Here is a 19,107-nt window from a genome sequence, read left to right as displayed (position 1 = left end):
CGGTCAGCCTAACCCCTCCCGCCACGGTGTCCCGGCCGCCTCGTCGTGTTCCGTGTCGCCGTCGCCGAACGTGCCCGGATGTGCGCCGTCGGGTCGGCCACCGCCGGATCGGGTGCCGTCCGTCCGGTTGTGGTCGGGCCGCCCGAGGTCCTCCAGGGACACCAGCGAGTCCCCGGCGGAGGCGACCAGCTCGGGTGCGGAGACACCGCGCGGGGTCCGGTCGACCGTCGCGGGGGTCTCCAGCTCGGTGTCGGACACCTGCAGCTCGGTGAACTTCCGGGCGCTCACCAGGACCCGGGCCTCCAGCGAGGAGACGGTCCGGTTGTAGCTGTCCACGACCGCGTCGAGGCTGCGGCCGAGCTTCGCGACGTGGGTGCCCATCGTCGCGAGGCGCCCGTGCAGCTCGCGCCCGAGCCGGTGCACCTGGGCGGCGTTGCGGGCCAGCGCCTCCTGCTTCCAGCCGTAGGCGACGGTGCGCAGCAGCGCGACGAGGGTGGTCGGCGTCGAGAGCACGACGTTGCGGCCGAAGGCGTACTCCAGCAGCCCCGGGTCCGAGCGGAGTGCGGCCTCCAGGAACGGATCGCCGGGCACGAACAGCACCACGAACTCCGGTGTCGGCTCGAACGACTCCCAGTAGGCCTTGGCGGAGAGCTGGTCCACGTGGGTGCGCAGCTGCCGGGCGTGCGCGGCGAGCCGCTCGGTGTGCACGTCCGGGTCGGAGGCCTCGACCGCCTGCAGGTAGGCCGCGAACGGCACCTTCGCGTCGACGACGACCTGCTTGCCGCCCGCGAGCCGGACCAGCATGTCCGGGCGGACCCCGCCGTCCTCCCCGGCGGCGGACACCTGGGTGGAGAAGTCGCAGTGCTCGAGCATCCCGGCCATCTCGGCGACCCGCTGCAGCTGCATCTCACCCCAGCGGCCCCGCACCTGCGGCGCCCGCAGCGCGTTGACCAGCGCTTTCGTCTCGGTGCCGAGCCTGTCCGAGCTCGCCGCCATCGCCCTGACCTGCTCGCGGAGCCCGGCATAGGCGGACTCGCGTTCCTTCTCCACCGTCCGCAGCTGCCCCTCGACCCGGCCCAGCGCCGCCGAGACCGGGTCGAGCAGCTGTTCGACGGCCTTCGCGCGGGCCGCCTGGTCGCCGTCGGCCCTGGCCGCGAGCGCGGCGGTCGCCTCCTTGATCCGGCTCTCCGCCAGCGCCACGAACGCCTCGTTGTTGCGGGCCAGCGCGTCCTGCGACAGCGCGGCGAAGGAGTCCTTCAGCTCGGCCTCACGGCGCGTCGTCGCGGCCTCGGCCTGCGCCCGGGCCTCCCGCTCGGCGCGCAGCGCGGCGGTGGCCCCGGCGGCCTCGGACTCGGCGCGCCGGGCCCGGTTCGTCGCGTCGTCGAGCGACTCGTGCAGCTCCTCGACCCGCTCGAGCAGCGCGGTGCGCTCGGCGCGCAGGCCTGCTGCGTCCGCCCGGGTGGTGGCGGCGGTGTTCGCGGCGGCGCGGGCCGCCTCGGCCGCCTCGGCACGGAACCGGGCGGCGGCCACCGACCAGACCACGGCGGCGGCAACCGCCGCACCGAGCATCGATCCGAGGAGCAGGCTGAGGACGTCCACCCCCGCAGCGTGCACCGCACCCCCGACAGTTCCGCGTCGCCGCAGGTCGGCGGCGTGTCCGGAGTCCGGTGTGGCGCACCGGATCGCAGGGGGAGGCCTGCGGCCGGGCGGGTTGCCCCGGCGAGACGGATGCCACGCGGGGCGAACCGGTTCGCTATGCACACGTCTTCTCCGGTGTCGGACCTTCGGGGGCCGACGGTCCGGGCCGGGGGGCCCGGGCGCCGCGAGAGTGAGAGAGGTACCTGTGATGACCACCCGACTCGCCCGCACCATCGGCCGTACGGCCGCCACGACCACCGCCGCCCTGGCCGTCGCCGCCGCGGCCGTGCTCGTCCCGGCCGGGGTCGCCTCGGCCGCACCCGCGACGCCGGCGGGGGACCCGGCGCCCAGCGCCTGCCGACCGGCGAACCAGCAGGCGACCATCCACCCGGCGCCGGCGAGCGCCGGGCACCGTCACTACTCGGTCGTGCTCAGCGCGGCCCCGGGCACCGCGCCGTGCCTGCTGTCCGGATCGCCGTCGGACCTGGTGTTCAGCCTGAACGGCTCGCCGCGCGCCTCCGAGGTCGCGGTGCCCTACGGCGACCAGACCCGCGCCGTCGAGTTCGGGCCGGGGGAGCCCGTGCAGTTCGACGTGCAGATCCGCAACTCCGCCGGGCCCGCCCCGGCGAACGAGCTGGAGTTCTCGCTGCACGGTCCCGGCGGTGACATCCCGGGCAGCTTCCTGGCCCGGGGACCGATCGGCGTCGACGCCGGGATCCAGGTCGGACCGGTCACCGAGGGCTGACCCGGGGCACCGGTGCCGGGGCACCCGGCGACCGCGGTGCGCGATCCGCGGTCGCCGGGGACGGTCTCAGACCGCCTCGTGCTCCAGCAGCCACCGCTTCACGGCCAGGCCGTAGCGGAACCCGCCCAGGGTCCCGTCGCTGCGCAGCACCCGGTGACACGGGACGAACAGCGCCGCCGCGTTGGACGCGCAGGCGCCGGCCGCGGCACGCACCGCCGCGGGGCGGCCGGTCTTCTCGGCGTAGCCGGTGTAGGTGACCGGCGCCCCCGCGGGCACGGTCCGCAGCACGTCCCACGCCAGCTCCCGGTAGGGGCCGGACCGCTGGCGGACGGGCACGTCGGCGATCACCGACAGCTCGCCGTCGTGGTAACGGTCGACCGCCTCGCCGACCGCGCCGAGGTCGCCCTCGACCACGGTCGTCGGGGCCAGTGAGCGGTGCACCAGGGCGAGCAGCTCGTCGACCGAGGCGGTCCAGCCGGAGGCGAGGACGTGGCCGTCGTCGTCGACGACCGCGGTGAACGGCCCGGCCGGGGTGTCCCGTGTGGACCACGTTGCTGTGCTCATGCGCTCCTCCGAGCGGTGGTGGTGGCGGACGTCGCGGCCCGCCAGAGATGGGTGGCGGCGTAGGACCGCCAGGGGGCCCAGGCGCGGGCGCGCGCGGTGAGCGCGGCCCCGTCGCCGGGCAGTCCGAGCGCCTCGGCGCCGCGGCGCACCGCGAGGTCGGAGGCGAGCAGCTCGTCGGGGTCGCCCAGGACCCGCATGGCCAGGTAGCCGGCGCTCCAGGGTCCGATCCCGGGCAGCGCGCACAGCTCGGCGCGCAGGTCGTCCGGGTCGCGCCCGGGGTCGAGGGCGAGCGTGCCGTCGGCGAGCGCGGCACACAGCCCGCGCAGCGACGACGCCCGTCGGGCCGGGCCCGCGAGGTCGGCGTCGACGAGGGTTCCCGGCTCGGGGAACAGCAGGTGCGGTCCGCCGTCGTCGCACAGCTCCGCGGGCAGCGGCGTCCCGTAGGTGGCCGCGAGACGGGCCGCGGCGGTGCGGGCGGCGGTGACCGACACCTGCTGGCCCAGCACCGTGCGGACCGCCGTCTCGGCCGGGTCGACGGTGCCCGCCAGCCGGATCCCGGGCGTCGCGGCGACCAGGGGGGCGAGTGCGTCGTCGGCTCCCAGCACGGCGTCGACGGCGAGCGGGTCGGCGTCGAGGTCGAGCAATCGGCGCAGCCGGTACACCGCGGGGCCGACGTCCCGCGGGTCGGACGCCCGCAGCGTCGCCACCACGGCCCCGGGCCGCGCGGTCAGGTCCAGCACGACGGCGGCCGGTCCGTGCGGGAGCCGCAGCGTGCGGCGGTAGGTGCCGCCGTCGACGGTCTCGACACCGTCGACCGCGCGGGCCGCGAGGTGGTCGAGCAGACCGTGCGGGTCGAACGGGGACCGGTAGGGCAGCCGCAGCACGAGCGCCCCGGGCGGGCCGGGTTCGCGGTTGCGCGTGCGGCGGGCGGCCTCGGCGCGCAGCTGGGAGGGCGGGACGCCGTAGACGGCTCGGACGGTGTCGTTGAACTGCCGGACGCTGCCGAACCCGGCGGCGAACGCGACGTCGGCCAGCCCGAGCGGGGTGGTCTCGACCAGGATGCGGGCGGTGTGCGCGCGCTGCGCGCGGGTCAGGGCCAGCGGCCCGGCACCCACCTCGGAGGTGAGGATCCGGCCGAGCTGGCGGGGCGAGTAGCCCAGCCGCGACGCGAGCCCGGGGACCCCGTCGCGCTCGACGACGCCGTCGGCGATCAGGCGCATGGCCCGCCCCGCGGCGTCGGCACGCAGGTTCCACTCCGGCGAGCCGGGGACGGCGTCGGGCAGGCACCGCCGGCAGGCCCGGTAACCCGCGGTCTGCGCGGCGGCCGCGGTCCGCAGGAACTCGACGTTGCGCGAGCGCGGGGGCGGTACCGGGCAGGACGGACGGCAGTAGATGCCGGTGGTGCGCACGGCCGTGACGAACTGGCCGTCGAACCGCGCGTCCTTGGCGGCGACGGCGCGGTAGCAGGAGTCGTGGTCGAGCAGCACGGTGCCGACGATGCCACTGGGCGGCCGTCGCCACTGGCGGGAATCGGTCACCGGTGTCCGGGGCCGGTCCAGGGCAGGCGCACGACGTCCCCTCGGTCCCGGTCGTCGGAGCTCGGCCCGGACGGGTGTGGTGCTCGGCCGTCCGGGTGGTGGCAGCCGTTCGACGATGTCCGTGTGTCACCTGTGCGCCGTACGGCGGAGCGTGCCTTACTCCCAACGGAGCTGTATCGACGACCGACGGTGCTCATCCGTGCCGGGTGTCGGCACGAGAGCGCTGCCCACGGTGCGCCCGTCCCGCAGCGGGTACGGGATCATGGTCACCGGCACGGACGAACTGGAGGCGATCATCGCGACCGAGGCCGTCGGGTCCGGCCCCGGGCCCCGCCGCGTCGGTCGGGCGATCGGGGCCCGCACCCGCATCGTCGGGTGGGTCGTGCTGCTGGGGCTGGCCTCGCTGGGCGTCGTCACGCTGCTGACCTGGATGCTGCTGATCGACGAGACCGACCGTCGGATCGACGGGGCGCTGAACTCCGAGATCGCCGAGTTCGCTCGCGTCACCGAGACCGGCATCAACCCGACGACCGGCCGGCCGTACTCCTCGGTCGACGAGATCCTGCGGTCGGTGATCGCCGCGAACGTCGCGCGGCCGAACGAGAAGTTCCTCGGCTACCTCGACGGGCGCTTCCGCTGGGAGTCCCGGCGGACCAGCCCGCGGGTGCTGCTGCGCGAGGACCCGGCGTTCACCGCGCTGGTCGCCGACGTCCGTCGTCCCACCCGCGGGTCCTACGAGAGCTCGGCGGGCGAGGTGCGCTGGTCGGCGTTGCCGGTCGGGCTCGCCGGCGACCCGCAGCGCGGCGTCATCGTGATCGGCTACTTCACCGACCGCGAGCACGACTTCGCCCACGAGGCCGCGCGGTTGATGGGGCTGGTCGGGTTCGGTACGGCGCTGCTGTCCGCGGTCGGGGCGTGGCTGGTGGCCGGGCGCATCCTGCGCCCGCTGCGCGACGTCGCCGCGACCGCGAACACCATCACCGGGCGGGACCTGTCGCGCCGGGTGCCGCAGCGCGCGCAGGCCCGCGACGAGATCGCCGAGCTGGCCATCACGCTGAACGCGATGCTCGACCGGGTGCAGAGCGGGATGGAGTCCCAGCGGCGGTTCGTCGACGACGCCGGCCACGAGCTGCGCACCCCGATCACCATCGTGCGGGGGCACCTCGGGGTGCTCGACCCGCACGACCCCGACGACGTCGTCGAGACCGTCGCCCTGGTCGACGACGAGCTGGAGCGGATGAACCGGCTGGTGTCGGAGATGCTCGCGCTGACCCGGGCCGAACAGCCGTCGCTGCTCCGGACCGAGCTCGTCGACGTCGGCGCACTGACCCGGGAGCTGTTCGAGAAGCTGACCGGCCTCGCCGACCGGGACTGGCGGCTGGAGGCGGTGGCCGCGGTGTGGTGCCGGATGGACCCGCAGCGGATCACCCAGGCCGTCGTCGCGCTGGCCGACAACGCGACCCGCTTCACCGGCGACGGCGACCGGATCGCGCTCGGCTCGGAGGCGGTCGACGGGCGGGTGCGGATCTGGGTGGCCGACACCGGACCGGGCGTCGCGCCGGAGGACCGGCAGCGGGTGTTCCGACGCTTCGCGCGCGGCGACGACGCACCCCGCTCCGACGGCGCCGGGCTCGGGCTGTCCATCGTCGAGGCCATCGCGACGACGCACGGCGGTCGCGTGCTGCTCGAGAGCACGCCCGGGCACGGGGCGACCTTCACGCTGGACCTGCCGAGGAGCGAGACGTGACCAGCCGGATCCTGGTGGCCGAGGACGAGCCGCGCATCGCGTCCTTCGTGAAGAAGGGCCTGGTAGGAGCCGGGTTCGAGGTCACGGTCGTCGCCGACGGGGCCGGCGTGCACGACCACGCCGTGTCCGGGGGGTTCGACCTGCTGGTGCTCGACATCGGGCTGCCCGGGATGGACGGCTTCGAGGTCCTGCGACGACTGCGGGCGGCCGGCAGCAGCCTCCCGGTGATCATCCTGACCGCGCGCGACAGCGTGCACGACACCGTCGCCGGGCTGACCGGCGGCGCCGACGACTACATGGCCAAACCGTTCCGGTTCGAGGAGCTGGTGGCCCGGATCCGGCTGCGGCTGGAGCGCGCCCGCCCGGTCCCGGACCCGGATCTGCTGACCTTCCACGGACTCGAGCTCGACCCCCGCACCCGGCACGTGAGCGTGCACGGCCGCACCGTCGAGCTGTCCACGCGCGAGTGCGCGCTGGCCGAGACGTTCCTGCGCCACCCGGGCCAGGTGCTGTCCCGCGACCAGCTGCTCCGGCTGGTCTGGGGGCCCGCCGAGTCGGGGGCCTCGTCCAACGTCGTCGACGTCTACGTGCGCTACCTGCGTCGTAAGCTCGGCGCCGGTTGGATCGCGACGGTGCGCGGCGCGGGCTACCGGCTCGAACCGGGCTGAGGAGTCCCGACTACCCTGGTCGTCCGTGTCCCTCACCCTCGGCATCGTCGGCCTGCCCAACGTCGGCAAGTCGACCCTGTTCAACGCGCTGACCCGCAACGACGTGCTCGCCGCGAACTACCCGTTCGCGACGATCGAGCCCAACGTCGGCGTCGTCCCGCTCCCCGACGAGCGCCTGGGGAAGCTGGCCGAGATCTTCTCGTCGGAGAAGATCATCCCGGCGACGGTGTCGTTCGTCGACATCGCCGGCATCGTCAAGGGCGCGTCCGAGGGCGCGGGCCTGGGCAACAAGTTCCTCGCGAACATCCGCGAGTCCGACGCGATCTGCCAGGTCGTCCGCGTCTTCGACGACCCGGACGTGGTGCACGTCGACGGCCGCATCGACGCCGCGAGCGACATCGAGACGATCGCGACCGAGCTGGTCCTGGCCGACCTCCAGACGCTGGAGAAGGCGGTGCCGCGGCTGGAGAAGGAGGCCCGCACGCAGAAGGACCGCAAGCCGGTCCTCGACGCCGCGAACGCCGCCGTCGCGATCCTCAACGAGGGCAGGACGCTGTTCCAGGCCGAGGCCGACACCGAGCTGCTGCGCGAGCTGACGCTGCTCACGACGAAGCCGTTCCTCTACGTCTTCAACGCCGACGAGGCCGTCCTCACCGACGACGCCCGGCGCAAGGAGCTCACCGAGCTGGTCGCCCCCGCCCGGGCCGTGTTCCTCGACGCCAAGGTCGAGGCCGAGCTGCTGGAGCTCGACGACGAGTCCGCCGCCGAGCTGCTGGAGTCGATCGGGCAGGACGAGCCGGGACTGGCCCAGCTGGCCCGCGCCGGGTTCGCCACCCTCGGGCTGCAGACCTACCTGACCGCCGGGCCCAAGGAGTCGCGGGCCTGGACGATCCCGCAGGGCGCCACCGCGCCGCAGGCGGCCGGGGTCATCCACACCGACTTCGAGCGGGGCTTCATCAAGGCCGAGATCGTCTCCTTCGACGACCTGGTCGCCGCGGGGTCGATGAACGCCGCGAAGGCCGCGGGGAAGGTGCGGATGGAGGGGAAGGACTACGTCATGCACGACGGCGACGTGGTCGAGTTCCGCTTCAACGTCTGACCCGGCCCGCCGTCGCCACCGCACTGCGCCCGTGACCCCGCTGCATCCCGACCTCGCCCGAGCCGTACACGCGCGATGGCCCGACCGCGCACCCGCCTGGATCGAGGCGCTCCCCGTCGAGCTGGCCGAGGTCTGCGCCGCACTCTCGGTCACACCGACCGGCACGACGTTCGCCGCCGGGTCGGCCCACGTGGTGGAGGCGACGACCAGCGCCGGTGCTCGGGTGGTCCTGCGGTCGAGCCCCGACCCGGACGCCGTTCACCAGGCCGCGGTGCTGGAGCAGCTCTCGCGTGCTGGTCTGGCGCCTGCGGTCCATCTCCTGCGGAACACGCCCACGAGCACGTGGACCGCACTGGACGCGGTCGAGCCCGGGGCATCGTTCGCCGAGCGGGAGCCGCGGCCGCGCGACCTCGAGGGCGCAGCCACGATGCTGCGCACCCTCGCCGACGAGGACGGCGTGCCCTCGGCGCCGAGCATCGTCCCGTGGCTCCGGGCACGGCTCACCGATCCGGCCGCCGACGTGGTTCTCGACCAGCTCGCCACCGACATGCCGGCCGGACTGTGCCACGCCGACCTCTCACCGCCCCACGTCCTCCACGGCCGCGGTCGGCTGTGGTTCATCGGCCCGCGCGGGATGAACGGCGAGGCCGCCTACGACGTCGCCGTGCTCGCTCTGAAACTCAGCTACGACGACCTGGAGACGGCTCACCTCCTCGGTCGGAGTATCGCCCGATCGGCCGGTGTCGACGCCGATCGCGCGGCCGCCTGGGTGACGGTGGCCGACGCAGCGGCCGTCTGATCATCGCCGCTCGACCGCATCGCAACACTCTGCTACGTGCTCATGCCCACCGTCAGCTGAGAGGCTGAGGCATCCAGCCGGCGAGAGCAGGGGAGCCTCGGCACGATGAGCACACGCCAGCTCAAGATCGGCCTGCGCGTCTCCGATCTCGCCCGATCCACCGAGCTGTACCGCGCAGCAGGCTTCCGCGAGATCCCCAACCACGAACAACCGAACCTGCGGTACCTGACGTTCGGGCACACCTGGCTGATCCTCAGCGACCTCCACGCTCACGGGTTCCACTCACGGGAGAGCGCCCTGGCTGCGCAACAGGGGCCTCGTGGCGCCGGTGTCGTCATCGCGATTCCTACGACCGTCCTCGACGAGATGTACCGGCTGTGGACCTCTCACGGCCTGCCGATCACGCTCGAACGAGAGGACACCGGCTGGGCGAGGATCTTCTACGGGGCCGACCCGGACGGTTACGAAGTCATGTTCGAGCAGTTCCATGACCAGCGAACAGCCTGACCACCTGCGTCCCCGCTCATCAGAAGGGGTGACGATCCGGCGCCCACACTGACCGTCGTCGCGCCAGCCACGACACTGTGCGCGAGGCCTCGGCGAGCGGGGCCGGTGTGACCGGCTGGGGGAACGACGATGGGCATGGGCCGCTTCGCCGTGGCAGCCGTCGTCGCCGCCGTGTTCGCCACCAGTGCGTGCGCCGCGGCGTCCGGGGCCGAGCCGAGCACCGTCCCGGAACCCGCGGTCGCTCCGGTGTCCGCCCGGTTCGCACCCGCCACCGGTGTTCTGCTCCGCGTCGGTCCGGCGGCGTCCGTGCCGGGCGCGGCGGTGGACGGCGCGATCACCGCGGCCCGCCGGGCGATGGACCGGGCTGCGGCGGCCGAGGCGCGGGAGGCCGAGCGGAGCAGGGCGACGACCTCCGGTGCCGACTGCGCGGAGCGGGCGATGGCGGCCGGCCGGTTCGACCCGTCGTGCTCCGCCTACCAGGGGTACCTCGACCCGGGTACGTCCGCGGGTCGGGCGCCGACCAGCGGCGAGACCCAGATGCAGTACCTGTGCGAGCGGGGCCTGGTGCCCCGGAGCGACTGCTGACCTGCTCTGACCGCCCCGTCGCGACACGGGCGGCGCCGGCCGCCCGCGGCTACGCTGGCGGAGCGTGAACCTCCTCCAGCGCATGGCCCGGGTCGTCAACACCGTCGTCGCGCCCCTCGCGCGCTCGGGCAGGCTCGGTCCGTTGACGGAGATCAGCTACCACGGACGCCGATCCGGCACGGAGTTCCGGCTCCCCGTGGCCTTCCAGCCCGCCGGCGACGGCGGCGTCATCCGTGTCGAGCTGCCGGACCGGAAGAACTGGTGGCGCAACTTCACCGGCGAGGGCGCACCGCTGCGGGTCCGGGTCGACGGCGAGGAACGGCCGGGCCACGGTGTGGCGGTGCGGGACGGACGACAGGTCCGGGTGGACGTCCGGTTCGACGGGGCCCGGTAGCGACCGATCTTCCGACAGGTTGTCTCATATCGCGACGTCGGAGTGTGTCGTACGCCACTACCGGCCGGGTCGGCCGTGACGATCACCCGGGATCCGGGTCCGTGACGGTTCCGCGCCCGTCTCCGGTGAGGCGGCCCGACCGACACGGGGGAACCACATGGCCGAGCAGGTCCACAGGCTGATCTACCGCAGCCACAGCACCGTGCCCAGCGACCGCCGCGACGAGGTCCTCGCCGAGATCTTCGACGTGGCCCGCTCGAAGAACAAGAAGGCCGGCGTGACCGGTGCGCTGCTGATCTCGGACAACTGGTTCGTCCAGACCCTGGAGGGCGACGAGGCAGTGGTCACCGGGCTGTTCGAGAAGATCGAGGCAGACGACCGGCACACCGACGTGTCGGTCCTCGAGTCGACGACGGTGGACTCCCGGGTGTTCTCCCGCTGGTCGATGGCCCGGATCTCCGCGATCGGGCGCTCGGACATCCCGCTGCACGACGTCGACGGCCGCATCCGGCCCGCGGCGCCGGACCAGCCCGGGCGGGAGCAGCAGGATCTGCTCACCCGGATGCGGAACACCATCGGCGCGGACACGGTCTGACGTCGCTCACTGCAGCGGGATGTCGACACCCCGCTCGGAGTCGGGGCGCGGGCCGTGGATCCGCCGCTCCGCCTCGGTGATCGGGACGTCGTTGATGCTGGCCTCCCGCCGCCGCATGAGCCCCAGCTCGTCGAACTCCCACAGCTCGTTGCCGTAGCTGCGCCACCACTGGCCGTCGGCGTCGCGGGACTCGTACTGGAACCGGACGGCGATGCGGTTGTCGTCGAACGCCCACAGGCTCTTGCGCAGCGCGTAGTCCTGCTCGCGCTGCCACTTCGCGGTCAGCAGCTCGACGATCTCCTGCCGGCCGGTGGCGAAGGTGTCGCGGTTGCGCCACACCGAGTCCGGTGTGTACGCGCCCGCGACCCGCTCCGGGTCACGGGTGTTCCAGGCGTCCTCGGCGGCCTGCACCTTCTGTCGCGCGGTCTCCGACGTGAACGGCGGGTAGGGCGGACGGCCTTCGGCCACGGCTGCCTCCTCGATGGGTCGAGAACCATCGTTCTCGATGCGTTCCGGTAACGTAGGGAACGACCGTTCTCGATGTCAAGGAGGTCATCGGTGCCTGCGGCCATCACCGAGGAACAGGCCCGTCTCGACCGGGACGGCCTGCTGGAGGCGGCGGAGCTGCTGTTCTACGAGCGCGGCATCCGGGCCGTCGGGATGGACCAGGTCAGGTCGGCGTCGGGGCTCCCGCTCAAGCGGATCTACCGGGACTTCGCCACCAAGGAGGACCTCGTCGTCGCGGTGCTCCGCCGGCGCGACGAGCGGTGGCGCGCCGACCTGGCGGCGTACGTGACCCGGGTCGAGGACCCGCGGCAGCGGCTCCTCGCCGCCTTCGACTGGCTGGGGGAGTGGTTCGCCCGGCCGGGGTTCCGCGGCTGCGCCTGGATCAACGCCTACGGCGAGCTCGGCAGTACCTCGGTGCCGGTGCTGCGTGAGGTGCGCAGGCACAAGGAGCTGTTCCACCGGGAACTCGGGGAGTGGGCGTCGGCGGCCGGGGTGGACCCCGTCGAGCCGGTCTGCCTGCTCGCGGAGGGGGCGATGGTGACCGCGGCGATCGGCGGTAGCCCGGAGCCGGCGCGGCAGGCGCGGGCGGCGGTGGCGGCACTGCTGCTCTGACCGACGGTCACTGCGACCAGGCCGCCGTCATCACCGTGGACAGCGGCTCCAGCTCCGCGACCAGCTCGTCGAGCTCCGCGTCGGACAGGACCGCGTACGGCGGTGCGGCGAGCTCGTCGGTCAGCGCCTCCACGCGTGCCTTGACCTCCCGGCCCGGGTCGGTGAGCCACCCGTCGTCGTCGATCAGGCCGCGTCGCCGCAGCCCGGCCATGACCTCGGCCAGCCGGGCCGCCGGCAGGTGGTGCACGCGCCCGAACGTCTCCGGCGGGTGGATGCCCATGTCCAGCGCGGACAGCAGATGGGCCTCGGTGCCCCCGACCCGCTCGGCGAGCAGGGCGGTCACGTGCCCGTCGCCGCGGTGCTCGCGCAGCGTCGTCGCGGACTGCCACAACCGGGTCAGCGGGTCGGCGGGGACCTCCAGGGCGCGCATCCCGGCGTACATCACCCGGCCCTCGACGGGCGCGCCCGTCGAGGCGGTGGTGAGCAGGTCGGCGGCGCGGGCCACGCCGGGGGAGTCGGACACCTCGGCGCCGAGGATCCGGCGCAGCGCCGCGACGCTTCCCCGTCGCCACGCGGCGAAGGACTCCTCCGGCGGGGCCGTCGCCCAGGCGCTCGGGATGTGCCGGGCGGCCTCGCCGTCGGCGAAGCTGTAGAACGCCGCGTGCACGACCTCGGCCGGGACCCGGCCCAGCGGCGCGGCGCGGCTCGCGAAGTAGCCGTCCCAGTAGGTGCGGTGGCCGAGTGCGGCCAGCTCCTCGTTCGGCTCGTCGGCGAGGTAGGTGGCCAGGCAGATCGGCTCGAGCAGCTCGAACATGCGGCGGGCGGTGTGTGCAGCGGACATGACCGGTACGACCCGGCGGGCGTCGGGAACTGAGCGGTCACCCGGGCCCGGGTGGTGAGCACCGGCCGCCGCTCGATCCCGGTGTGCCGACGGCGAGGGTCCAGCCGTCGACGTCGCAGCGGCCGCCGGTGCGGTCGCCCGCGGCGACGACGGTCCCGTCGGCCCGCAGCCCGAGCGTGTGCGCCGATCCGGCGGCGACGGCCACCACGTCCCGCCAGGTCCCGACGGCGCACTGCCCGAGGTCGTCGTCCCCGGCGGCGACGACCGTCCCGTCCGCGAGCAGTCCCACCGTGTGACCGCTGCCCGCGGACACGGCGGTGACGTCGTGCCACCCCGCGACGTCGCCGCCGCCTCGACCGGTCGATACGACCGTGCCGTCGGCGCGCAGCCCCACGGTGTGCAGGTATCCGGCGGACACCGCGACCAGGTCGTGCCATCGGTCGACCGCGCACTGGCCGTACCGGTCGTTGCCGGTCGCGACCGCGGTGCCGTCGTCACACACGCCGACGGAGTGCCAGTCGCCGCAGCTCAGGGCTCGGATCCCGCGCCACCCGGCCGCCGCGCACGCGCCCTCGGCGGCGCGGCCGGCGGCGAGCACGGTGCCCTCGGCGCACAGCCCCAGCGTGCGACGCCAGCCCGCGGCGACCGCGACGACCCCACGCCAGCCGCCGACGGCGCACTCGCCGTCGTTGTCGCGGCCGGTGGCCAGGACCGTGCCGTCGGCGCGCAGCCCGACGGTGTGGGAGCGGCCGGTGTTGCGGGCGGTGTGGACGTTCCCCACCGCGACGGCGACGACACCGGTCCAGCCGTCGACGGCGCACTCACCCGCGCGGCCGTCCCCGACCGCGACGACGGTCCCGTCGGCCCGCAGCCCGGCCGAGTGCCGTCGGCCCGCGGCGAGGACCGCCCTGCCCGCGTCGCTGCCCGGCCGCCCGTCGGCCCGGCCCCACCGGGCGTGCACGGCGTCGCCCTCGACGGTCACGCACGCCCCGAGTCCGCGCAGCACCGCGACCGCCGCGCCGTTGTCCGCGATGGTCTCCGCGACGACCGGTCCGTGGGCGCGTTCCACGAGCATCCGCAGCACGGTGGCACCGACGCCGCGGCCCCGCCACGGCCGGGCCAGCCAGATCCCGGCCTCCTCCCCGCCGTCGACCGGTTCCAGCCGCGCCGCCCCGGCCACCTCCCCGTCGACGACGACCGCCCAGGTCCGTTCGACCGGCCTCGGCGCCGCGACCGACCGCTCCCGGTGGAACGCGACGAACGCCGCGCGCCGCCGCACCGTCCACCCCGGCGGACCGGGCGCCGGCGGCATCACCTCGAGCGGGTCCGCCCCGGCGGCCGCCGTGTCGCACAACGCCGCCAGCAGGGGCTCGTCGAGGCGCCGCAGTCCGATGTGCACCCGCCCAGAATCGCGGTCGTCCGTCCCGCGCGACACCGGGTTTCCGGCCCACGACGGCCGGGCGCCGCCGGTCCCCGCCGACAACGACCCTGGCTCCGGGGGCGACGTCGTCCCCCGGACAACCCGTCCGGGTGTGGATCCACCCCGACAGCGTTACTCCGGACGGACCACGTCGTTGACCATCCTGAGGGAGCCGGCCGCCCCGCGACAGTCTGGTGCGAAGCGCTGTCCAGTCCCGTTCCGGGCCGCCGTTCGGCGATCGATACACACCCCGCACCCGTTCCCCGCGCGACGAACGGTCGAGTCCCGTCCCGCCGTCCGGCCCATTCCTGCAGGTGGATGCGGGTATCTCGAGGTGTCCGCCCGGTCCGGGCGGCGACTCCGGGAGCTAGAGACGCTCGTTCGCCCTCCTCGTTGCGCATCTGTGATTCATGCCACTTCCAGGACGCTTTCCGTAACGATCGGCGAGCTGCCGATTCTGTACGGAGAGTAGCTAAACGACACCTGGCGGATAGCACTGTGTGTAGCTGGTCGGCGACGAGCGGTCGGTTCGGGTGCAGCGAAACGGACATAACGCCGCCCGAACGAGGGGGTGCTCTCGCTTGAGGGATCAGGCTCCGTACGTTCTGCGGCACCGGCCAGTGACGGAGTGTCAGTAGGACGGCCGGATCACATCGCCACAGAAGGAGTGCCATGAACGCCCCCGAGACGACTCCCGCCCGTCGCAACGCCCGGCGGATCGCCGCCGCCGGCGCCCTGTCCGTCCCGCTGGTCCTGGGCTCGGCCGGCATGGCCTTCGCCGGTGACTACGGCGACGGCGGCAAGCACCACGACAAGGGTCGCGACTGCGCGCCGTCCTCGGCGTACCAGAAGGGCGGTTTGCTCGGCCTCGACGCCGCGGTCGACCCGCAGCTGAACGTCGGCGGCATCCTGAACCAGGGTGCGGTCTCCCAGCAGACCACCAAGCTCGACCGGTCCAACTCCGGCATCGTGCAGAGCGGCTGCGGCGCGGGCGACGCCGTGCAGGTCGACGACCTGGTCGGGCTGGGTCTGGACGTCAGCCCGTCGGCCAACATCGGCGGCATCCTGAACTCCGGCCCGGTGCAGCAGTCGACCACCACCGTCGACGACTCCAACAGCGGGATCCTGCAGTCCGGCGGCAAGCACGGCGGTGGCGGGCACGCCTCGCAGCGCGGCGGCCTGATCGACATCGCGGCCACCGTCAACCCGTCGATCAACATCGGCGGCCTGCTGTCCGGCGGCCCGGTGTCGCAGTCGACCACCACGGTCGACCAGGGCAACTCCGGCATCGTGCAGGGCTGAGCGCCGCGGGACACCCGTGAGGCGCGTACCGCCCGGGCCGCTTGACCCGGCCCGGGCGGTACGGCCGACCGGTTCCTCCGAGCGGAGCTCAGAAGTCCCGGCGGACCAGCATCCGCCACGCCCACCCGGCGGCGACCTCGGGTGGGGGCAGCGGATCGCGTTCCAGCCAGCTCGCCGCGACGCCGAGCAGCGTCCAGGTCAGGCCGGCGGCGAACACGTCCAGCGGCATGCCGAACGCGTCCTTGGAGACGCCGAGCCCCACCGTCGTGTCGGCGACGACCGACTGCATCCGCCGGCGCATCCCGGCCGCCGCGTCCGGCGCCGCGGCACCGCCGAGCGCCTGCCGGTACAACGGCGCGTGCTCCGCGAGGTGGTGGAACCAGCGCAGCAGCGCCGCCGGCGGCTCGGGCCCGATGTCGTCGATCGACAGGTCCGACAGGTCCGCCCCGGCGTCCGCCGCCCGGTTGGCGAGCGCGTCGGCCAGCAACATCTCCTTGTCGGTGTAGTGCTGGTAGAAGCTGCTGCGGTTCACCGACGCGTGCTCCGCGACGTCCGCGATCGTGATCGACTCGAGGGAGCGCTCCCTGGCCAGCGCGAGCAGCGCGTCCTGGAGACGCCGTCGCGTGCGCACCGCCCGGGGATCCACGCTCACCATTCTGCCGAACGGGTGACACCCGGTTGCGGCGACCCGGCATCGCGTCGCCCGCCGGGCGGGATCAGGGACATCCGGCCGCGGTCCAGGCTGCGGAGCAGTCCGTGCCGGCGGAGGCGGGCCCGGCGACCACGGTCCCGAACAGGGCGATCACGAGGACGGCCCCGGCCAGCAGCAGGCGGGGCCCGGCGGGACGGGTACGGCGGTGCGGCGCGGTCATGCCGGTCCTCTCGCCGGACGGCGGGTCGATGTTGCGCCGTGCGGACCAGGCTCATCAGGATCGACGATCGCCGGACGGGCGGCGGGAGCGCTCCGGGGCGCTGCTAGGTTCGGCGCCTCCGTCCGTCCGGGAGGCCATGCGTGATCACCGTCCGGGAGCTGGGCCCCGACGACTGGGAGACCTGGCGCGACCTGCGCCTCGCCGCCCTGGCCGAGGCCCCCGACGCGTTCCACAGCCGGCTCACCGACTGGCTCGGCGCGGGCGAGCAGGAATGGCGCGACCGGCTGGCCGCGCCCGGTCGGTACCTGGTGGTCGAGGTCGGCGGCCGACCCGCCGGGCAGGTCGTGGCCGTCCCGCCGGACGACGACGGGGTCGCCGACCTCATCGCCCTGTGGGTCGCCCCGCACGCGCGCGGGGGCGATGCCGCGACCGCGCTCGTCGACGCGGTCCTCGACCGCACCGCCGTGTGGGGCGCGCGGACGCTGGCGCTGCACGTGGTGGTCGGCAACGACCGCGCCGCGGCGTTCTACCGGCGGCTCGGGTTCGTCGACCGGGGCGTCGTCGAGCGCCCCGACGGCATCAGCGAGACCCGGATGGACCGGCCCGTCGGCCGTCCGGTCTCGCGGTGCTGACCGTCCGGCCCGCGGCGCCCGCCGACGACCCCGAGCTGACCCGGATCGATGCCCTGACCTGGACGGCCGAGGTCAGCCCCGCCCCGCCGCGGCCCGAACCGTTCCTCGACCGGACCCCGGTCGGGGACGTGCTCGTCGCCGACGACGACGGCGCCGTGGTCGGGTACGTGATCGTCGGGCCCGCGCCGCCCGCCGTCCCGGCGCACGACCACGTCCACTACATCGGGGGTCTGGCGGTGCACCCCGGTCACGCCGGTCGCGGCGTCGGCCGCGCGCTGGTGGACGCCGCGGTGGCCCGGGCCCGTGGCACCGGCGGCCGCAAGGTCACGCTACGGGTCCTCGGTCCGAACACCCGGGCCCGGGAGCTGTACCGCCGCTGCGGCTTCGTCGAGGAGGGCGTGCTGCGCGCCGAGTTCGTGGTCGACGGGGTCGCCGTCGACGACGTCCTGATGGCCCGGCACCTCGGCCTGCCGGACCGCTGAGCTGCGGCGACGCGGAACTGTCGGGGGTCGCTCGTAGCGTCGGAGCCATGACCACCGCCCCGCCGTCGCCCCCGGCCTCGCCACCCGTCCCGTCGCGGGTGGTGGCCGCGCTGCGCGCCTCCTGGAGCCGCGACACCTGCGACGTCGCGGACGTCGGCGCCTGGACGCCGGACCGTCCGTCGCGGGGCCAGTGCGGGGCGACCGCACTGGTCCTGCACGACCTGTTCGGCGGTGACCTGCTGCTCGCCGAGGTGTGGCACGCCGACGGCACGCTGCAGGGCTACCACTGGTGGAACCGGCTGCCCGGCGGCGCCGAGGTGGACCTGACCCGGGACCAGTTCGGCCCGGGCGAGACGGTCCACCCGCCCCGGGTGGTCGTGCGGCCGACAGGCCCGCCGCGCCGTTGCCGCGCGCAGTACGAGCTGCTGCGCCGTCGGGTCCTCGACCGGCTGGACGGCCCGGGGTGAGCGGCCCGGGCTCAGCGGCGGCCGCGGCGCACGGCGTCGGCGAGCGTGCCCAACAGCTCGTCGGTGGTGGGCCAGGACATGCAGGCGTCGGTCACCGAGCGGCCGCGGACCATGTCCGGGCCCAGCTCCTGGCGTCCCGCCTCCAGGAAGCTCTCCATCATCAGCCCGGTCACCGCGCGCTCGCCGCCCGCGATCCGCTCGGCCAGCTCGGTGACGACGCCGGCCTGCCGCACGTGGTCCTTGCCGCTGTTGCCGTGGCTGGCGTCGACGACGATCCGCTCCGGCAGGCCCGCCGCGCGCAGGGCGTCGGCGGTCGCGGTGACGTCGGAGGCCGAGTAGTTCGGGGTGGCACCGCCGCGGAGGATGACGTGGGTGTCCGGGTTGCCGATGGTGGTGACCAGGCCGGCGAGCCCGTCGGCGTTGACCCCCATGAACACGTGCGACGCCGCGGCCGCCCGCATTCCGTCGATCGCCGCGCGGATGTCGCCGTCGGTGGCGTTCTTGATCCCGACCGGCATCGACAGGCCGCTGACCAGCTGGCGGTGCACCTGGCTCTCCGCGGTGCGGGCACCGATCGAGCCCCAGGTGACCACGTCGGCGATGTACTGCGGGGTGATCGGGTCGAGGAACTCGCAGCCGACCGGCAGCCCGAGCGCGGAGATGTCGAGCAGCAGCGTGCGCGCGGTCCGGAGCCCGCGGTTCACGTCGAAGGTGCCGTCCAGGCCCGGGTCGTTGATCAGGCCCTTCCAGCCGACGGTCGTGCGCGGCTTCTCGAAGTAGGTCCGCATGACCACGCACAGCTCGCCGGACAGCTCCTCGGCACGGGCGGCGAGGCGGTGGGCGTAGTCCAGGGCGGCCTCGGGGTCGTGCACCGAGCACGGCCCGACGACGACGAGCAGCCGGTCGTCGTCGCCGTCGAGGATGTCGGTGACCGCGGCGCGGCCACGGGTGACGGTCTCGGCGACCCGGGGATCGCAGGGCAGGTCGTGGCGCAGCAGCGCGGGCGAGATCAGCGGGCTGATCCGCTCGATGCGGCGGTCGTCGGTCGGGGCGACCTGCAGGGGGGTGGTGCTCGCACTCATCGGAGACGGTG

At 74.4% G+C, this 19,107-nt stretch carries 23 protein-coding genes; 14 read left to right on the top strand and 9 right to left on the bottom strand.

Annotation, left to right across the window (positions count from 1 at the left end):
- Positions 1-3 precede the first annotated feature (3 nt).
- Positions 4-1,599, bottom strand: coding sequence for a DNA recombination protein RmuC (locus tag KPL59_RS31550; protein ID WP_226359155.1), 1,596 nt, complete (start codon positions 1,597-1,599; stop codon positions 4-6).
- A 247-nt stretch (positions 1,600-1,846) separates the two neighbouring features.
- Between KPL59_RS31550 and KPL59_RS31545 the strand changes: the two genes are divergently transcribed.
- Positions 1,847-2,383, top strand: coding sequence for a hypothetical protein (locus KPL59_RS31545; protein ID WP_075308235.1), 537 nt, complete (start codon positions 1,847-1,849; stop codon positions 2,381-2,383).
- 66 nt (positions 2,384-2,449) lie between these two features.
- On the opposite strand, the gene KPL59_RS31540 is transcribed toward KPL59_RS31545, so the two are convergent.
- Together KPL59_RS31540 and KPL59_RS31535 are read right to left on the bottom strand one after the other, a co-directional pair.
- Positions 2,450-2,947 carry a methylated-DNA--[protein]-cysteine S-methyltransferase gene (locus KPL59_RS31540; RefSeq protein WP_226362999.1) on the bottom strand — a complete coding sequence of 166 codons (498 nt, stop codon included), beginning with the start codon at positions 2,945-2,947 and terminating at the stop codon, positions 2,450-2,452.
- On the bottom strand, positions 2,944-4,434 hold the full coding sequence (locus KPL59_RS31535; RefSeq protein WP_226362998.1) for an AlkA N-terminal domain-containing protein: 1,491 nt from the start codon (positions 4,432-4,434) through the stop codon (positions 2,944-2,946). Before KPL59_RS31535 ends, KPL59_RS31540 begins: the two co-directional genes overlap by 4 nt.
- A gap of 313 nt (positions 4,435-4,747) precedes the next feature.
- Here KPL59_RS31535 and KPL59_RS31530 point away from each other — a divergent pair, with 313 nt between their 5' ends.
- The 8 genes from KPL59_RS31530 (at position 4,748) to KPL59_RS31495 (ending at position 10,879) form a co-directional block, all read left to right on the top strand.
- A complete protein-coding gene (locus KPL59_RS31530; RefSeq protein ID WP_226362997.1) occupies positions 4,748-6,232 on the top strand; it encodes a cell wall metabolism sensor histidine kinase WalK in 1,485 nt (494 codons plus the stop codon).
- Positions 6,229-6,900: a response regulator transcription factor gene (locus tag KPL59_RS31525; RefSeq protein WP_226362996.1), complete on the top strand. Its 672-nt coding sequence runs from the start codon at positions 6,229-6,231 to the stop codon at positions 6,898-6,900. Before KPL59_RS31530 ends, KPL59_RS31525 begins: the two co-directional genes overlap by 4 nt.
- 25 nt (positions 6,901-6,925) lie before the next feature.
- Complete coding sequence (gene ychF, locus KPL59_RS31520; protein WP_075308229.1) at positions 6,926-7,999, top strand: redox-regulated ATPase YchF; 1,074 nt, start codon at positions 6,926-6,928, stop codon at positions 7,997-7,999.
- A 31-nt stretch (positions 8,000-8,030) separates the two neighbouring features.
- Complete coding sequence (locus tag KPL59_RS31515; protein WP_226359158.1) at positions 8,031-8,798, top strand: aminoglycoside phosphotransferase family protein; 768 nt, start codon at positions 8,031-8,033, stop codon at positions 8,796-8,798.
- Between the two features lie 105 nt (positions 8,799-8,903).
- A complete protein-coding gene (locus KPL59_RS31510; protein WP_226359159.1) occupies positions 8,904-9,305 on the top strand; it encodes a VOC family protein in 402 nt (133 codons plus the stop codon).
- 135 nt (positions 9,306-9,440) lie between these two features.
- Positions 9,441-9,890 (top strand): hypothetical protein, encoded by a 450-nt coding sequence (locus KPL59_RS31505; protein WP_226359160.1) that lies wholly within the window; start codon positions 9,441-9,443, stop codon positions 9,888-9,890.
- A 64-nt stretch (positions 9,891-9,954) separates the two neighbouring features.
- A complete protein-coding gene (locus KPL59_RS31500) occupies positions 9,955-10,284 on the top strand; it encodes a hypothetical protein (RefSeq protein ID WP_198932129.1) in 330 nt (109 codons plus the stop codon).
- Positions 10,285-10,441: 157 nt separating this feature from the next.
- Complete coding sequence (locus tag KPL59_RS31495) at positions 10,442-10,879, top strand: BLUF domain-containing protein (RefSeq protein WP_226359161.1); 438 nt, start codon at positions 10,442-10,444, stop codon at positions 10,877-10,879.
- A gap of 6 nt (positions 10,880-10,885) precedes the next feature.
- On the opposite strand, the gene KPL59_RS31490 is transcribed toward KPL59_RS31495, so the two are convergent.
- Positions 10,886-11,347 (bottom strand): nuclear transport factor 2 family protein, encoded by a 462-nt coding sequence (locus KPL59_RS31490; RefSeq protein ID WP_226362995.1) that lies wholly within the window; start codon positions 11,345-11,347, stop codon positions 10,886-10,888.
- 90 nt (positions 11,348-11,437) lie between these two features.
- Between KPL59_RS31490 and KPL59_RS31485 the strand changes: the two genes are divergently transcribed.
- Positions 11,438-11,998 carry a TetR/AcrR family transcriptional regulator gene (locus KPL59_RS31485; protein WP_226359163.1) on the top strand — a complete coding sequence of 187 codons (561 nt, stop codon included), beginning with the start codon at positions 11,438-11,440 and terminating at the stop codon, positions 11,996-11,998.
- Between the two features lie 7 nt (positions 11,999-12,005).
- On the opposite strand, the gene KPL59_RS31480 is transcribed toward KPL59_RS31485, so the two are convergent.
- Both KPL59_RS31480 and KPL59_RS31475 read right to left on the bottom strand, forming a co-directional pair.
- Complete coding sequence (locus tag KPL59_RS31480; protein WP_226362994.1) at positions 12,006-12,839, bottom strand: MarR family transcriptional regulator; 834 nt, start codon at positions 12,837-12,839, stop codon at positions 12,006-12,008.
- A gap of 37 nt (positions 12,840-12,876) precedes the next feature.
- Positions 12,877-14,238 carry a GNAT family N-acetyltransferase gene (locus tag KPL59_RS31475; RefSeq protein WP_226362993.1) on the bottom strand — a complete coding sequence of 454 codons (1,362 nt, stop codon included), beginning with the start codon at positions 14,236-14,238 and terminating at the stop codon, positions 12,877-12,879.
- A 693-nt stretch (positions 14,239-14,931) separates the two neighbouring features.
- Between KPL59_RS31475 and KPL59_RS31470 the strand changes: the two genes are divergently transcribed.
- A complete protein-coding gene (locus KPL59_RS31470) occupies positions 14,932-15,561 on the top strand; it encodes a hypothetical protein (RefSeq protein ID WP_226359166.1) in 630 nt (209 codons plus the stop codon).
- An 88-nt stretch (positions 15,562-15,649) separates the two neighbouring features.
- Here KPL59_RS31470 and KPL59_RS31465 read toward each other — a convergent pair whose 3' ends face one another.
- Complete coding sequence (locus KPL59_RS31465; RefSeq protein ID WP_226362992.1) at positions 15,650-16,192, bottom strand: TetR/AcrR family transcriptional regulator; 543 nt, start codon at positions 16,190-16,192, stop codon at positions 15,650-15,652.
- Between the two features lie 85 nt (positions 16,193-16,277).
- Positions 16,278-16,433 carry a hypothetical protein gene (locus KPL59_RS31460; protein ID WP_226359167.1) on the bottom strand — a complete coding sequence of 52 codons (156 nt, stop codon included), beginning with the start codon at positions 16,431-16,433 and terminating at the stop codon, positions 16,278-16,280.
- Between the two features lie 140 nt (positions 16,434-16,573).
- On the opposite strand from KPL59_RS31460, the gene KPL59_RS31455 reads away from it, so the two are divergent.
- From KPL59_RS31455 to KPL59_RS31445, 3 genes are read left to right on the top strand one after another with little or no spacing between them, the layout of a single operon-like run.
- Positions 16,574-17,065 (top strand): GNAT family N-acetyltransferase, encoded by a 492-nt coding sequence (locus tag KPL59_RS31455; RefSeq protein ID WP_226362991.1) that lies wholly within the window; start codon positions 16,574-16,576, stop codon positions 17,063-17,065.
- On the top strand, positions 17,059-17,547 hold the full coding sequence (locus KPL59_RS31450; protein ID WP_226359169.1) for a GNAT family N-acetyltransferase: 489 nt from the start codon (positions 17,059-17,061) through the stop codon (positions 17,545-17,547). The genes KPL59_RS31455 and KPL59_RS31450 overlap by 7 nt, the downstream gene beginning before the upstream one ends.
- A 47-nt stretch (positions 17,548-17,594) precedes the next feature.
- The gene (locus KPL59_RS31445) at positions 17,595-18,014 is read left to right on the top strand and encodes a hypothetical protein (RefSeq protein WP_226362990.1); all 420 of its coding nucleotides are present in this window, start codon (positions 17,595-17,597) and stop codon (positions 18,012-18,014) included.
- An 11-nt stretch (positions 18,015-18,025) separates the two neighbouring features.
- Here the strand turns inward: KPL59_RS31445 and KPL59_RS31440 are convergent, their stop codons facing one another.
- Positions 18,026-19,096, bottom strand: a complete 1,071-nt coding sequence (locus KPL59_RS31440; protein ID WP_226362989.1) for a 3-deoxy-7-phosphoheptulonate synthase — start codon at positions 19,094-19,096, stop codon at positions 18,026-18,028.
- Positions 19,097-19,107 lie beyond the last annotated feature (11 nt).

Origin of the sequence: Pseudonocardia sp. ICBG1142 (genome assembly GCF_020496255.1) — a bacterium.
Lineage (GTDB): Bacteria > Actinomycetota > Actinomycetes > Mycobacteriales > Pseudonocardiaceae > Pseudonocardia.
The sequence above is the reverse complement of the archived record's forward strand: the minus strand, read 5'-3'. Positions and strand labels throughout refer to the sequence as shown.